Origin of the sequence: Cellulosilyticum sp. WCF-2, assembly GCF_003990395.1 — a bacterium.
Taxonomy (GTDB): Bacteria; Bacillota; Clostridia; order Lachnospirales; family Cellulosilyticaceae; genus Cellulosilyticum; species Cellulosilyticum lentocellum.
In genome coordinates, this window is the sequence record NZ_CP034675.1 from 1,869,727 (window position 1) to 1,885,524 (window position 15,798).

Annotated in this window: 10 protein-coding genes; 9 read left to right on the forward strand and 1 reads right to left on the reverse strand. The window is 33.6% G+C overall.

Annotation, left to right across the window (positions count from 1 at the left end; translation table 11 throughout):
• Positions 1–177 precede the first annotated feature (177 nt).
• Positions 178–1,560, reverse strand: coding sequence for a UDP-N-acetylmuramate--L-alanine ligase (gene murC, locus EKH84_RS08215; RefSeq protein WP_127065920.1), 1,383 nt, complete (start codon positions 1,558–1,560; stop codon positions 178–180).
• Positions 1,561–1,773: 213 nt separating this feature from the next.
• Between murC and purR the strand changes: the two genes are divergently transcribed.
• The 9 genes from purR (at position 1,774) to mfd (ending at position 15,778) form a co-directional block, all read left to right on the forward strand.
• Complete coding sequence (gene purR / locus EKH84_RS08220; RefSeq protein WP_013656125.1) at positions 1,774–2,583, forward strand: pur operon repressor; 810 nt, start codon at positions 1,774–1,776, stop codon at positions 2,581–2,583.
• 159 nt (positions 2,584–2,742) lie between these two features.
• Entirely contained in the window at positions 2,743–4,008 is a 1,266-nt protein-coding gene (locus tag EKH84_RS08225; protein WP_013656126.1) for a glucose-1-phosphate adenylyltransferase, read from the forward strand.
• Positions 4,009–4,019: 11 nt separating this feature from the next.
• The gene (gene glgD, locus EKH84_RS08230) at positions 4,020–5,129 is read left to right on the forward strand and encodes a glucose-1-phosphate adenylyltransferase subunit GlgD (RefSeq protein WP_013656127.1); all 1,110 of its coding nucleotides are present in this window, start codon (positions 4,020–4,022) and stop codon (positions 5,127–5,129) included.
• 183 nt (positions 5,130–5,312) lie between these two features.
• Positions 5,313–5,618: a septation regulator SpoVG gene (spoVG, locus tag EKH84_RS08235; RefSeq protein WP_013656128.1), complete on the forward strand. Its 306-nt coding sequence runs from the start codon at positions 5,313–5,315 to the stop codon at positions 5,616–5,618.
• 113 nt (positions 5,619–5,731) lie between these two features.
• The gene (glmU, locus tag EKH84_RS08240; RefSeq protein WP_127065921.1) at positions 5,732–7,096 is read left to right on the forward strand and encodes a bifunctional UDP-N-acetylglucosamine diphosphorylase/glucosamine-1-phosphate N-acetyltransferase GlmU; all 1,365 of its coding nucleotides are present in this window, start codon (positions 5,732–5,734) and stop codon (positions 7,094–7,096) included.
• Between the two features lie 124 nt (positions 7,097–7,220).
• A complete protein-coding gene (locus EKH84_RS08245; RefSeq protein WP_013656130.1) occupies positions 7,221–8,177 on the forward strand; it encodes a ribose-phosphate diphosphokinase in 957 nt (318 codons plus the stop codon).
• Between the two features lie 493 nt (positions 8,178–8,670).
• The gene (locus EKH84_RS08250) at positions 8,671–11,445 is read left to right on the forward strand and encodes a glycoside hydrolase family 26 protein (RefSeq protein ID WP_127065922.1); all 2,775 of its coding nucleotides are present in this window, start codon (positions 8,671–8,673) and stop codon (positions 11,443–11,445) included.
• 224 nt (positions 11,446–11,669) lie between these two features.
• A complete protein-coding gene (gene pth / locus EKH84_RS08255) occupies positions 11,670–12,242 on the forward strand; it encodes an aminoacyl-tRNA hydrolase (RefSeq protein WP_013656132.1) in 573 nt (190 codons plus the stop codon).
• Positions 12,243–12,298: 56 nt separating this feature from the next.
• The gene (gene mfd / locus EKH84_RS08260) at positions 12,299–15,778 is read left to right on the forward strand and encodes a transcription-repair coupling factor (RefSeq protein ID WP_190283582.1); all 3,480 of its coding nucleotides are present in this window, start codon (positions 12,299–12,301) and stop codon (positions 15,776–15,778) included.
• Positions 15,779–15,798: the final 20 nt, after the last annotated feature.

Genomic DNA, 15,798 nt, shown 5'->3' on the forward strand with positions numbered 1-15,798 from the left:
ACCTCCTTCATAAGTATTTATTTGATGTGTTAGTATTATAGCACAAAATGAAGAAAATATGATAAGCAAAAAAATAAAATCTCCGTAGGGCTGTGGAGATTTTAAGTGATTTTTGTTGATAACTCTGACGATTATTCACACAGGGTGTGGATAATCGTCAGGCGGTTTTGTTGATAACTATTTGTTTAATAAAAGGCCTGCTATTTGATTCACATTTCCAGCCCCCATGGTAATGACTAAATCATTTGGGACAGTATGCTCGTTTAAGTAGTTAGCGATTTGTTCAAAGTCTTTCATGTAAAGAGCATTCTTGCCTTTTTTGTTGATTTTTTTGATGATATCTTCTGCAGAGATATCCCCAGGATTTTTTTCCCTGGCAGCATAAATATCTGTAATAATAACATTTTCAGCGGAACTTAAGACTGCAGCGAAGTCATCAAGGAAAGCTTTTGTTCTTGTATAAGTATGAGGTTGAAAAACAACATATAGGTGATTGTGAGGATAAGCTTTTGCTACTTCTAAAGTAGCAGCAATTTCAGTTGGATGGTGGGCATAATCATCTACAATGGTAATATCATTAATTTTACCTTTAATTTCAAAACGTTGATCAGCACCTGTGAATGCCTCAAGTCCTTTTCCTAATAAATGAAGTTCAAGACCAAGAAAATGATAGACACTGCAAACAGCTAAAGCGTTTAAAATATTATGTTGCCCTGGAACATGAAGGTCTAAATGTGTCATAAAGGTCTCGTTATAATAAACATCAAAGCTAGCACAAGCTTTATCGTTAAAAGCAATATTTTCAGCAGTCCAATTATAATGACTACCAATACCAAAGGTTTCTGTTTTACATGAAAGAGGAGCCGTAAACTCATCTAGATTTGGAACTTTTCCGTTAATAGCAAGGAAACCGTTGCTTGGAATTTTACTTGAAAATTTCTGGAAAGAACGACGGATTTGATTAATATCTTTGAAGTAGTCCATATGGTCTTCTTCTATATTAAGAATAATACCTATTTGAGGGAAAAAGTCTAAGAAACTATCACAGTATTCGCAAGCTTCAGTCAAAAAGTAAGGTGATTGCCCAATGCGAATATTTCCGTGAATAGCTTTTAAAATACCACCTACTGTAATAGTGGGGTCAAGGTCAGCAGCCATTAATCCATGAGCTAACATAGATGTGGTAGTTGTTTTACCATGAGTACCAGATACGCAAATGGGAATATCAAAGTGCTTCATAAGAATGCCTAAGAATTTAGAACGTGTAATAGTTGTAATATGTTTTTCATGAGCTAACTGAAGCTCTGGATTATCTTCATGGATAGCAGCAGTATAAACGATAAGATCTACATCATCAGCAATATTATTTTTATCATGGCCGTAATAAATAGTAAGGCCTAAATCTTCAAGGTGTTTAGTTGTTATTGAGGCCTTCATATCAGAGCCTGTTACCTCATAACCTTTATAATGAACAATTTCAGCTAGCCCGCTCATGCTAATGCCACCGATGCCGATAAAATGTATTTTCTTCTTACCTATTAAAGAATTGATGTTTGACATAGTATTAGTCCTTTCAATGAATAAATTATTATTCTTTAAAAATGATGCCTTATATCATATTATGCATCATATTATTTTATAATTATATACCAAGAATAAAATAATAAACAAATTTTTTTTGAAAGGTGAATGTTTTTCATGTAATGCTTTTAAATATTCGGTTTTGTGTTTATAATAGAAGAAAGCAATTTAGCTTAGAAAAGGAGAAATATAATGAGAAAAGTACAAAAGCATGATCGTATTAGTGTGATTACAAATATCCTGACTAATAACCCTAACAAAATTTTTACACTTACTCATTTTTGCAATATATTTGACTGTGCTAAATCTACTATAAGTGAAGATCTTGATGTAGTTAAAGATATCTTTGCACAATATGATTTAGGAAATATAGAAACAATATCAGGTGCAGCAGGGGGGGTATACTATAATCCATTAATGACTAAAGAGCAGATTAGGGAGTTCACTAATGAACTTTGTGAAATGATTAATCATTCGGAAAGAATTATTCCAGGAGGGTACATTTATACAAATGACTTATTATACTCTCCAACTATTTCTAAAAATATTGGAAGAGCTTTAGCAAGCTTATTTAAGGATGTGGAAGTAGATTATATTATCACGGTAGAAACAAAGGGAATCCCTATTGCTTTGATGACAGCGATGATTTTAAATAAACCAATGGTAGTGGTACGCAATCAAAGTAAGTTAACAGATGGAACTGTTATTCATATGAATTACATTACAGGAAGTAATCATCGTATAAAAACCATGTGCCTTTCTACAAAAGCAATTAAAAAAGGTTCAAAAGTACTGTTTATTGATGACTTTATGAAAGCAGGAGGAACTGCAAAAGGAATTATTGATTTAATGCAAGAATTTGAAGCAGAAATGGTAGGGATAGGTGTTTTAATGGCTACTAAAAATCCTGAGAAAAAGGTGGTAGAAGATTTTAAAACACTATTATGGTTAGATACAGTGGATGAGAATAATAAGGTTGTAGATATTTATAATGTAGAGTAGAAGTCAAGTAGAAAAAAATCAGATATTTTTGTTAAATTTTTAAAAATATATATTGATATAATATTGTAAAAAAAATGGGAAAATGGTACAATGCTAATACGTAATAGGCAAGAAATTATTCAAGAATAAACTCGGCATACAAAAGGTAGGAGGGATTGCATGAATAAGAAAGAAATGATTGCTATGTTATTAGCAGGGGGACAAGGAAGCAGGTTGGGCATTCTGACAAAACAGATTGCAAAGCCTGCTGTTATGTTCGGTGGAAAATATAGAATAATAGATTTCCCACTTAGTAACTGTATCAACTCAGGCATTGATACGGTAGGGGTGCTTACTCAATATGAACCATTACTTCTAACTAAGCATATAGGAATAGGTATTCCTTGGGATCTAGATAGAAGAAATGGTGGTGTAACTGTACTACCACCTTTCTTAAAAACGGGAAATGAAGGTTCGTGGTATTCAGGAACAGCTAATGCAATTTATCACAATATTCGTTATATAGATGAATATAATCCGGAGTATATATTGGTTCTGTCTGGTGACCATGTTTATAAGATGGATTATAGTGCTATGCTTGAGGAACATAAGAAAAATAATTCAGATGCCACTATTGCAGTTATTGATGTACCTTTAGAAATTGCTGATCAATTTGGTATTATGAATACAGATGAAACAGGGCGTATTGTGGAATTCGAAGAAAAGCCTAAACAACCAAAAAGTACTTTGGCTTCTATGGGTATTTATATTTTTACATGGAAGGTACTTAAGGAAGCACTTATAAAAGATAATACTATCCATGAGCATAGCGATTTTGGAAAACATATTATTCCAGAGATGATTAATGGGGAGAAAAATGTATTTGCCTATCGTTTCAATGATTATTGGAGGGATATTGGTACTATTGAAGCTTACTGGAAAGCAAATATGGAATTAACTGAAACCGTGCCTGTTTTTAATCTTTATGATGAGTTTTGGAAAATTTATACGAATATAGAACATCAATTACCACAATATATAGGAGTCGATGCTATATTAGAGCAATCACTTGTAGCAGAAGGCTGTGAAGTCTATGGTCAAGTTTATAATTCTGTACTAGGACCAAGAGTTATTATTGAAGAAGGTGCTGTTGTTAAAAATTCTATTGTTATGGGAGAAACAATAGTAAGAAAAGGGGCTAATTTAGATCACTGTGTGGTTTCTGAAAAGTCAGAAATAGGTGAGAATACATATATAGGAGTAGGAGAAGCTGTCCCACATGTTACCAAACCGCATATTTATTATAGCGGTATAACAGCTATAGGTGATAACACAGTTATTCCTGACAATGTTAAGATTGGTAAGAACTGTGAAGTTGGTGGTCATACACTACAAGAACACTATGTAAACGGCGAATTAGAAAGCGGACATTCACTTATTGTGTAGGAGGGGAAAACATGAGAGCTATCGGAATCATATTAGCGGGTGGAAAAAGGAATTCACTAGGGGTATTAACCAAACAAAGAAATGTTGCAGCTATGCCTATTGGTGGTTCTTATAGAGCAATTGACTTTGCTTTAAGTAACCTAAGTAATTCAGGGATTAAAAAAGTAGCAGTTATTTCTCAATATAGTGCGAGATCATTGGCGGATCATATTGGTTCATCTAAATGGTGGGATTTTGGTAGAAAAAAGACAGGACTTTTTTTATTCACACCGACCATGCTTAATCAAGAAACCTATGGTTTTAGAGGAACAGCAGATTCTATTTTCCAAAACATTGATTTCCTAAAGAAAAGTAATGAGCCGTATGTTGTTATTACTTCAGGGGAACAAATTTATAAGATGGATTATGAAAAGATTATTAAGTATCATGAACAACGTAATGCGGACATTACAATCGCATATAAGGATATGAATACGTATAATGTAGAAGACTATGGTGTTATTGGGTTAGATGAAAATAAACAAATGATCGACTTTGAAGAAAAACCACTTAACCCACAGTTTACTACCGTTTCCTTAGGGGTATATGTAATGAGTAGAGAATTACTCATTAAACTTCTAGAACAACTGGAAGTAGAAGGAAGATACAATTTAGTAAGTGATATTATCATTCGTTACCGTAAAAAGCTTAAAATTTATGGTTATCACTTTGAAGGCTATTGGAGGAGAATAAGAGATATTAATGAATTCTATCGCATTAATATGGATTTCTTGACACCTGAAGTAAGAAATCTATTCTTTAATACCTACCCTTATATTTATACAAAAGCTAAAGATGAGCCACCAACAAAGTTTAATGTACAAGCTAAAGTGCTTAATAGCATTGTTAGTGGAGGTGATATTATTAATGGGCAGGTAGAAAACTCTGTACTTTTTAGAAAAGTATTTATTGGTGAAGGGACAAAGGTTAAAGACTCTATCATTATGGAAGGAGCTACCATTGGTAAGGGATGTATCATTGAAAATGCTATTCTAGATAAACAAGTTTTTGTATCTGATGGACAGAAAGTAATTGGAACAAAAGACAATATTATTCTTTTGGAAAAAAGAAATATTGTTTAATAACGCTAAAAAAAAGTGATTAAGTTACTAGTATATGTTGTAAATGCCTTATGCATGATGGAATTATAAGTCAAAATAAAAAAATATTGACTATTTCTTAAAAATATCATATAATTCAAATAATAATACAATATTAATAGGATAGCCAACATGGCACTAGTTAATAACAGGGAGGATTTGCTAATGGAAATCACAGATATTAGAGTAAGAAAAATCAATAAGGATGGCAAAATGAAAGCAGTTGTGTCTGTTACTTTTGATAATGAATTTGTTGTTCATGATATCAAAGTAATTGAAGGGGATAAAGGACGCTTTATTGCAATGCCAAGCCGTAAGACTTTAGATGGGGAGTTCAGAGATATTGCTCATCCTATTAATTCAGAAACAAGAGATCGTATTCAAAATCAAGTGTTAGAAAAATATGAAATGGTATTATTATCAGATGAGGTTGCTATTGCTGATGATAGCGATTTAACTGCTGAAGAATAATTACATATGAAGAGTGTCCTAAAGGTTATGCTTTTAGGACATTTTTTTGTTGCATAAATGATTATAAAGTGAGAGAATAGCTTAGAAGTAGAAACGTGAAAGGAAGATTTTAAATGAAAACAAAGGCATTAATTCTAGCGGCTGGTCAAGGCACACGTATGAAATCAAATGGTTCAAAAGTACTTCATAAAGTGTTTGGAAAAAGCCTAGTGGAATATCCTATATTAGCAGCAAAAGCAGTAGGAGTAGAAGAGGTTTGTTTAATTGTAGGACATAAAGCAGAAGATGTTAAAAATGCATTAGGGGAAGATGTAAGCTATGTACTTCAAAAAGAGCAATTAGGAACAGGGCATGCTGTTATGCAAGCTATGGACTTTATTGAAAGTGCTGATGAAGTACTTATTTTATGTGGGGATACGCCGTTAGTTACTGAGGAAACTTTACAAGATATGTTAGATTTTCATCATCATAATAATAATGTGATTACAGTACTTTCGGCTATGATGGATGACCCAACAGGCTATGGCCGTATTGTAAGAGATACTAATGGCAATTTGGTAAAAATTGTTGAACAAAAAGATGCTACTGAAGAAGAAAAAGCAATCAAAGAGATTAATGGTGGTATGTATGCTTTTGACGCGAAACTTCTAAAATATGCTTTATCTAAACTTACGAATAATAATGTACAAAACGAGTATTATTTAACTGATACAATCGAAATACTATTAAAAGATGGCCACAAGGTAAATGCTATTGCTACAAGGGAAGCTGATGACATTGCAGGTGTTAATTCAAGAGTTCAACTAGCAGCTGTAACAGAGGTGATGAAGAAACGTATTAATGAAAAGCATATGGCAAATGGTGTTACCTTCATTGATCCGATGAGCACTTATATTGAGTCAGATGTTATTATTGGCAAAGATACCATTATTGAACCAGGCTGTATGCTAGAAGGAAAAACTGCTATTGGAGAAGGGTGCCGTATTGGTTATCATTCCAAATTAAAAAATACTACTCTAGCAGATCAGGTTGAGGTAGAAATTAGCGTTATAACAGATAGTTTTGTAGATGAAGGAACACATGTAGGACCTTTTGCTTATATTAGACCAAATTCTCATATCGGTAAAAACATTAAGGTAGGGGATTTTGTAGAAATTAAAAATGCTAATATTGGTGATGGGACTAAAATATCTCATCTGACTTATGTAGGAGATGCTGATGTAGGTAAAAATGTCAACTTTGGCTGTGGCAGTGTAGTTGTTAATTATGATGGGCAGAAAAAGCATCGTACAATAATTGGAGACAATGCTTTTATAGGATGTAACACAAATTTAGTATCGCCTGTAACTGTGGAAGATAATGCTTATACAGCGGCAGGGTCTACTATTACTAAAACTGTTCCTAAAGATAGCTTAGCTATAGCTAGAGCAAAACAAGAAAACAAGGAAAACTGGGTAGCAAAAAAGCGACAAAAATAAGTAAAAAAACAAGAAAAAATTGTTAATTGTCATTAAAATGGTTTGTATGCTTTGCATCCTGTATACAATATGATATAATATTTTGCGGAATACATGGTCGATTATTGAAGGAGGACTCAATCAAATGATTAGAAATTACACTGATATTAAAGTGTTTACTTGTAATGCTCACCCCCAGCTTGCTAAGGAAATCGCACAAGGATTAGACGTTACACTTGGTAAATCAGAGGTTATGAAATTTAGTGATGGAGAAATAAGCGTTAAAATTGACGAGAAAGTACGTGGTACCGATGTTTATATTATCCAACCAACTTCTACTCCAGCTAATGAACATCTTATGGAATTGCTTATTATGATTGATGCCATGAAACGTGCTTCAGCAGGGCGTATTACGGCAGTTATCCCATACTATGGTTATGCAAGACAAGATAGAAAAACAAGAGCTAGAGATCCAATTAGTTCAAAACTTGTAGCAGATATTCTGCAAACAGCTGGTGCTGACAGAGTACTTACAATGGACTTACACTGCTCACAAATTCAAGGGTTCTTTAACATTCCAGTAGATCATTTAGTAGGTATGCCACTTTTAACTAAATACTATGCGGATAAATTTGGTGATCAAACAGAAGATGTAGTGGCTGTATCACCAGACTTAGGTAGTGTGGGTAGAGTCAGATCTTTTGCTACTAAACTCGATATACCTTTAGCGATTATTGATAAGAGAAGACCAAAAGCAAATGTATCTGAAATTATGAATATCATTGGTGATGTTAATGGTAAACGTGTTCTCTTAATTGACGATATGATTGATACAGCAGGAACTATTTGCAATGCTGCAAATGCACTTAAAGAAAGAGGGGCAACAGCTGTATATGCTTGTTGTACACATGGTGTGCTTTCAGGTCCTGCGTTAGAAAGAATAGAAGCTTCTGCTATTGAAGAATTAGTAGTGCTTAATACAATTGCTATACCAGAAGAGAAAAGAATTGCAAAAATTAAAGAGATTTCAGTTGCTCCAATTTTTGCAGATGCAATCAGACGCATACACGAAGATTTATCAGTATCTAAATTATTTGATTAGAGTAAAGAGAGGTAGTCCTTTTATGGATTATCTCTTTTTTTATTAACAAAAAGTATTATTTTGTATTGTATATAACATATTTTGAACTGATATAGATAAAAGGACAGCAATAAGGAGCGTTACATAGAATCTATCTAAATGCGATAGAATTAATAGCTAACTAATAAAATTTAAGGTTAAAAAAACTAATGTTTATTGTAAATAAAGTATAATATTAGTTAAAATGAGCGGGGCAGTAATAAAAAAGAGTGTAGAGCAAAAAAAATCTATGAGGAGGGGGAGGTGCGCTAAGAAATATCTATATTCAAAAAATGTACATAAATAGTGCTTTAAATATAAAATAATTTACTAATTAAATTAAAAAAACCTTACAATTTAAAATTTGATAAGTAAAAAATACTAAATAATTTAGAAAAATATATTTAAAAATATATTTTTCTAACTAATAATATGTGATATAATGCATTTAAACATATAGAAGGGGGTATTTTAAATGCATAATAAGAAGTTAAAAAGGGTATGGGCATCTCTTATGGCAGCGACTATGATAGTGCCAATCTTACCTACAGCTCAAGTATTTGGTGCATCAGGGGAAAGCGCAATGATTTATGAGAATGATTTTGAAAAAGAAGCATCAGCAGAGGACATAGGAGGGAACAAAGCATTAGGATTTGAATTGGAAGGTGATATTAATAACTCATGGCTTACTGTTTTTCAACAAGACTTATATTATGAGTATGCTGACCAAATTAATGCTGGAGCAACCTTGAGTTTTGATTTGATTATTCCAGAAAAAAGTACTTTTACAGGTGTATTTAAAGCACAAGCTGTAGCTAAAATGGGGAATGATTGGACTTGGACTCAGTGTGAAACAATTCCAGAAATTGCAGTAAGCGCATTTACTTCAATGGGAAATGGTTATAAAAGTGCTAATGTTTCCATTTCATTTGGAAAAGAGATTGAACAAATAAAAGGTTTAAAAGCAGTAGTACCTTGTTTAGCTGCTAGTAATTGTGATTATAAAGGTAAGATTTATCTAGATAATGTCAAACTTACTAATGGTAAAGCTGCTATTACAGAACCTGTGATTGTAGAAGCAACACAAAAAGTGAAAACTCAAACAGCTATTAAGGTTAATGCCAATTCTATTGTTTCAAATGGTAAGCAGATGAATACATCTAAGGAAGTTAAATTGGTAGATGACAAGGCAGTAGATTCAGTAGCTCAATTATATGCTTATTTAGAAGCCGTAGGCAAATCGGATAGTGTATTGTATGGTCATCAAAATGATACACATCATAAAGCAGGCAATAAGAAATTAAGTAATTCAGATACAAAAGATGTGACAGGCTCTATTTCTGCTGTAGTGGGAATTGATACTTTGTCTTTAGCTGGAAATGAGTTTCCTGGTGGACTTGAAAATCAGTACCCTACAAGCATGACTAGTCAACAACGTATAGAAGCATGCGCTAAAATGAATAAGGAGGCAGTAGCAGAAGGTGCTATTATAACTGTTTCAGCACACATGCCTAACTTTACTATTATTGCTGACCGTATAGCTAATAAACCAGGGAAAGATGGCACGCTAGATTGGACAAAAGCAGACTTCTTGAGTGAAGGCAATAATGTGGATGGTTCATGGGTTACCAGTGGGGATGTTGTTCAAAAGATTATGCCAGGTGGAAAGCTCAATTATTTATTTAATGCTTATCTTGATATGATTGCAGCTTATGCGGAAGAAATGGGAGATACACCTATATTACTACGTCCTTTCCACGAAAATACAGGCAGTTGGTTCTGGTGGGGAGCAGCCTTCTGTGATGAAGAGGCCTACAAAAACTTATATAAATATACTGTAGACTATTTACGTGATACAAAACAGATACATAACATTCTCTATGTATATGGACCAGGATCAGAGGCAGAGAGTGTGACTGACTATGCAAAACGCTATCCTGGAGATGACTATGTTGATATGGTAGGTTTTGATATGTATCATCAATATCCAGCAGAAGGAGATAGTTTTATTGCTAATTTTAAAAAGCAACTTATTGTTGTAGAACAATTTGCTCAACAACATAATAAATTGTTCGCTGTAACAGAAACAGGTATTTCTAATGGAAATGAAGTATTACTTAAAGGTGGAAATGAGAGGAAAGATTGGTATAATGAAGTGCTAGAAGCTATAGCACCATCTTCGGCATCTTATTTCTTGCTATGGGCAAACTTTGGAACAAACAGTGGTTATTATACACCATATGTGACAGAAAAGACGGAAGCTAGCATGAAGGGACATGAAATGCTAGATAACTTTATTGATTTTTATAATAATAGTAAATCTGTATTTGCAGCACAAGTAGGAGATTTAAATAAGCTTTCTGTAAAAGTTAAGGACAATACTAATGTAACAGGATATATTACTTATCCTACATCAGGTAGTCGTATATTAGATACTACAACAATTAAAGCAAGTGTTAATAATGTCATTGATACAGCTAAAGTTAACTTTACAATTAAAAACAAGGCAGGAAAAGTAGTTAAAACCTTAGCTGCAACTAAAGATGCCTCTGGAGCTTATGTGTCAGAATTAACAAAAGCAGAGCTTAAAAAAGTAGGTGAAACTACAGGGACAATCAACCTCACTGTAGAGGGTAAAGAAATCAGTAAAATAAATGGTAAATTCAATATGCCAGAACCTGTTTATGTACCTACAGTAGTAGATACTTTCGATGATTACTATGGAGATAATGAAGTTCTAAATACAAGTTGGAGTATAGGAAAAGGAACCGGTTGTACATTGGCACCAAGCTTAAGTGATAAGAAGTATGCAGGAAAATATGGACTGGAATTTAAGTATAACCTTGTAGCAGGCGGTTATATTGGTGTTACAAAGAGTCTCAATAATGTAGATTGGTCTAAGCAAAATGCATTACAGTTATGGACTATTCCAGATGGAAAGAATAAAAAGGTTGTTATTCAAGTGACATCAGGTGGCAATGTATTTGAGGTATACTTAAATGACTATGAAGCATATAACAAGGCTACAGGACCTATCTTAGTAACTATACCATTTAGTAGCTTTGTAGGTAGAGATGATGCAAATGCTGTATTTGATTCAACTAAGATTGAAGGCTTTGGATTATGGTGCAATACCATTTTGCCAGAAGGAGCAGATGCAGATACTTATAAGTTAACAGGAAGTATTTACTATGATGACATTAAAGCAATAACTAGCAAAGAGACTAGTATATCATTTACTAAAAAGTAATTTGCTAAGCTAAAAAGCATCTTGGCCGGAGATAATCCTCCCTCCTAGCCAAGATGTTTTTTATTTGCATAAAGTAAATTGTAATATATAATATTGTTGTTATACATTTGAAAAAAGAATGATATGATAGAAATACAGATAAACTATAAAAAACTGCCACATTTAAATATGATATAGCAAGTTATAAAGATATATTGGTAGTTATAAAAGATAGGTGGGAAAAAATGAAATTAATAGTAGGACTAGGAAATCCAGGCCTGCAATATGCAGCCACAAGACATAATATTGGTTTTGAAGTGATAGATAGCTTAGCAGAAGCGTATAATATACAAGTAACGAAAAGTAAATATAAAGCTTTAATTGGGGAAGCTAATATTAAAGGTGAGCGTGTTATCTTAATGAAGCCTCAAACCTATATGAATTTAAGTGGCGAAGCTGTAAGGGCTTGTATGGACTTTCATAAAATAACCAATGAAGAGGTATTTGTTATTTTTGATGATGTTTCTTTAGAAGTAGGACAACTACGCCTGCGTAAAAATGGTAGTGCTGGTGGGCATAATGGGATTAAAAGTATTATTGCACACATAGGTACACAAGATTTCTCAAGGCTTAAGTTTGGTGTTGGTGAAAAACCAGCAGGTTGGGACTTGGCTAATTATGTATTAGGTAGATTTTCAGAAGATGATCTTAAAATAATAGGGCCTAGATTTAAGGATGCTGTAGATGCTACAACTATGTTTGTAACGGATGGCATTGATAAAGCAATGAATAAGTATAACTTAAAAGTAAGACGGTGATTAAATTGGGATATAAACATAAAGGACTTATAGAACCTTTAAAAGAAGTGCAGGGAATGTCACAGCTTTTAGAGCATCTGGAGTACGGTGAAAATGTCAAGGTTGTAAACATGATAGATGCCTGCAAAGGTCATTTTTCATATGGCATAGGTTGCTTCACTGAAAAGCCACTTGTAATTATCACTTATGATGAGCCAAGTACCAAGCAAATTTCAGAAGATATGATGGCTTTAGACGGTAAAGAAAAAGTGTATATTTATCCCGCAAGAGATATCTTGTTTTATAACGCAGATGTGCACAGTATGGATATTACTTCCCAGCGTATTAAAGTGATTGAGGCCTTACAAAAAGGAGAAAAGGCAGTGTTTATCATTCCTATTGAGGCCCTACTTAATCCTTTGTCCCCTAAAGAAACATGGGAATCTTATACAAAGATTGTACAAGCGGGAGAATGCATTAACATTAGCCGTTTAGAACGTGAATTAGTGCAAATGGGCTATGAACGAGTTGGGCGAGTAGAAGGAATGGGACAATTTGCCATTCGTGGCGGTATTATAGACATTTATACACCTATTGATGAAGAACCTTATAGAATTGAACTTTGGGATGATGAAGTCGACTCTATAAGGAACTTTAACGTGCAAACACAACGCTCTATTCAAAAGGTAGAGGCACTACGTATTGTGCCTAATCAGGAAATTATTTTTCATTTAGACCTTTTAAAAGAAGCTATTCCAGCGATTAAAGAAGACCTGAAAAAGACTACTAAAGCGTTAAGACAAGCCGGTAAAAAGGAAAGCGCACTTAAGATAGAGGAACAAGTGGGAGAGGCAATAGATCAAATTCAAAATGATATTAGTCCCCGAGGATTAGAGTTGTATATACCATATACTTCGCTAAAATTAGTATCTATTTTAGATTACTTACCTAAAGAAACACTTCTCATTATTGATGAACCAGTTAAAACAAAGGCAAGATGTGAACGGGTACTAGAAGAATACGGTATGAGTATGAAAGATCGCCTTGAATACGGGCATATTTTACCCAAACAAATTCAGCTTATTTTTGAGTATGAGCATTTAATTGTGCGAATGGAAACCTTTACTAAACTTTTTCTCATGAACTTTAATGCAGAAGTGGCGACTTTTGATGTTGCTTATACGCTATCCCTGAAAGTGCATGAGAATAATACTTTATATAAAAATCTTGAACTCCTAGAGAAGGATTTAAAGGAATGGAAGAAAGATAATAAAAGAGTTATTATTTTATCAGGTGTTAAAGCAAAATCCTTACGTCTTATGAGTGAGCTAGAAGAAAGAGGAGTCATTGCGAGTTATAGTGAAAATAGTGAAGAGGAAGTTAAGAAGGGGCAAATTCTAATTTACAAGGGTGTTTTAGAGAAAGGTTTTTATTATGAGGATTTAGGCCTTTATATAGTGGCTGATAAAGATTTATTTGGAAAAGATAAGAAAACCAAAAAATCCAAGAAAAAACACAGTGGTGCTAAAATACAAAGCTTTTTGGAACTTGCACCTGGAGATTATGTTGTACATGAACAACATGGTATCGGTGTATTTAAAGGGGTCGAGCAAATTGTTATTGAAGGTATTAGTAGAGACAATTTAAAAATAGAATATGCAGACAACAATGTATTGTACGTTAATATCAATCAAATGGATATGGTCCAAAAGTATGTAGGTTCAGAAGGTAAGGCGCCTAAACTTAGTAAACTAGGTGGATCTGAGTGGAAAAAATCTAAAGCAAAAGTCAAAGGAGCTATTCAAAATATAGCTAAAGAGCTTGTTAAGCTTTATAGCCAAAGACAATATTCAAGAGGATTTTGTTATGAAGAAGATACGATTTGGCAAAAAGAATTTGAAGCTATGTTTCCTTATGAAGAAACTGGTGATCAACTAGAAGCTATTGAAGATGTTAAAAAAGATATGGAAAGTGACAAAATCATGGACCGTCTTATTTGTGGAGATGTAGGATATGGGAAAACAGAAGTGGCTATCCGTGCTGCTTTTAAAGCAGTACAAAATAGCAAGCAAGTGGCATATCTTGTACCAACTACTATTTTAGCTCAGCAACATTATCAGCGTTTTGCAGAACGTATGGCAGACTATCCTATTACCATAGAATTGCTTTCACGTTTTAGAACGCCTAAGCAAATTAAGAAAAGCTTAGAAGGCCTAGCAAGTGGAAAAGTAGATATTATCGTCGGGACCCATAGATTGTTATCCAAGGATGTACAGTTTAAAGACTTGGGGCTTGTAATCATTGATGAAGAGCAACGCTTCGGTGTAACTCACAAAGAAAAACTTAAACAGCTTCGTACACAAGTTGATGTAATGAATTTAACAGCAACACCTATTCCGAGAACCCTTCACATGAGTTTAATAGGGATTAGGGATATGAGTGTTTTAGAAGAAGCTCCGGTTGAAAGAAAACCTGTACAAACCTATGTGATTGAGTATAGTGAAGACTTTATTAAGGATGCCATTAATAGAGAGTTAGCTAGAGGAGGACAGGTTTATTTCCTTCATAATCAAGTCAAAGACATAGAAGAAAAGGCACATGCTATTCAAGAGCTAATTCCTAAAGCAAGAGTGGCATTTGCTCATGGACAAATGAGCGAACGAGAACTGGAGCAAATTATGTTACGCTTTATAGAAGGTGAAATTGACGTTTTAGTATGTACTACTATTATTGAAACGGGTTTGGATATTTCTAATGCGAATACAATTATTATGAATCATGCAGATCGTATGGGGCTGAGTCAGTTGTATCAACTTCGTGGACGTGTTGGGCGCTCAAGTCGTATGGGGTATGCTTATTTGATGTATCAAAAAGATAAGGTGCTAAAAGAAGTAGCTGAGAAGCGTCTTCAGGCCATTAAGCAGTTTACTGAACTTGGAGCTGGTTTTAAAATTGCAATGAGAGACTTAGAAATTAGAGGGGCAGGCAATTTATTAGGTGCTCAGCAACATGGGCATATGGAGTCTATTGGATACGATTTGTACTGCAAAATGTTAGCGGAAGTAGTGAGTGAAGAAAGAGGGGAAGAAGTAGCGGAAGAATATGAAACAACTATAGAAATTAAGTTGAATGCTTATATTCCAGGTAGTTATATTCCTGATGAAATACAAAAGTTGGATATTTATAAGAAGATTGCTTCGATTAAAAATGAAACAGACTATTTAGATGTTCAAGAAGAAATTGAAGACCGTTATGGAAACATCCCAGTGGCTGTATATAATTTATTAGACATTGCCCTTATCAAAGCTATGGCACATGATTTATATATTATTTTAGTATCTGAGAACAATAAACATGTAACCTTTAAGTTTAAAGAAAATGCACCTCTTAATGCTGAAAAAGTACCTGAAATACTTAAAGAGTATGGTAGAAATCTAAAATTCGTAGGAGGCAAGGAACCTGCTTTTAAAGCGAATCTAGAAGAAGCAGGGAAAAAAGAACTACTTAGTAATATTAAAAATATATTACATCTGCTCAAAAAATTGAAGAGTGAATGATTATAAGCTATAATAGTTTA

What these genes read in the sequence shown, in the direction of transcription:
- glgD (WP_013656127.1), top strand. Translation starts at nt 4,020, where the DNA reads ATGAGAGCTATCGGAATCATATTAGCGGGTGGAAAAAGGAATTCACTA.
- EKH84_RS08250 (WP_127065922.1), top strand. Translation starts at nt 8,671, where the DNA reads ATGCATAATAAGAAGTTAAAAAGGGTATGGGCATCTCTTATGGCAGCG.
- EKH84_RS08245 (WP_013656130.1), top strand. Translation starts at nt 7,221, where the DNA reads ATGATTAGAAATTACACTGATATTAAAGTGTTTACTTGTAATGCTCAC.
- glmU (WP_127065921.1), top strand. Translation starts at nt 5,732, where the DNA reads ATGAAAACAAAGGCATTAATTCTAGCGGCTGGTCAAGGCACACGTATG.
- purR (WP_013656125.1), top strand. Translation starts at nt 1,774, where the DNA reads ATGAGAAAAGTACAAAAGCATGATCGTATTAGTGTGATTACAAATATC.
- mfd (WP_190283582.1), top strand. Translation starts at nt 12,299, where the DNA reads ATGTCACAGCTTTTAGAGCATCTGGAGTACGGTGAAAATGTCAAGGTT.
- murC (WP_127065920.1), bottom strand. Translation starts at nt 1,560, where the DNA reads ATGTCAAACATCAATTCTTTAATAGGTAAGAAGAAAATACATTTTATC.
- pth (WP_013656132.1), top strand. Translation starts at nt 11,670, where the DNA reads ATGAAATTAATAGTAGGACTAGGAAATCCAGGCCTGCAATATGCAGCC.
- EKH84_RS08225 (WP_013656126.1), top strand. Translation starts at nt 2,743, where the DNA reads ATGAATAAGAAAGAAATGATTGCTATGTTATTAGCAGGGGGACAAGGA.
- spoVG (WP_013656128.1), top strand. Translation starts at nt 5,313, where the DNA reads ATGGAAATCACAGATATTAGAGTAAGAAAAATCAATAAGGATGGCAAA.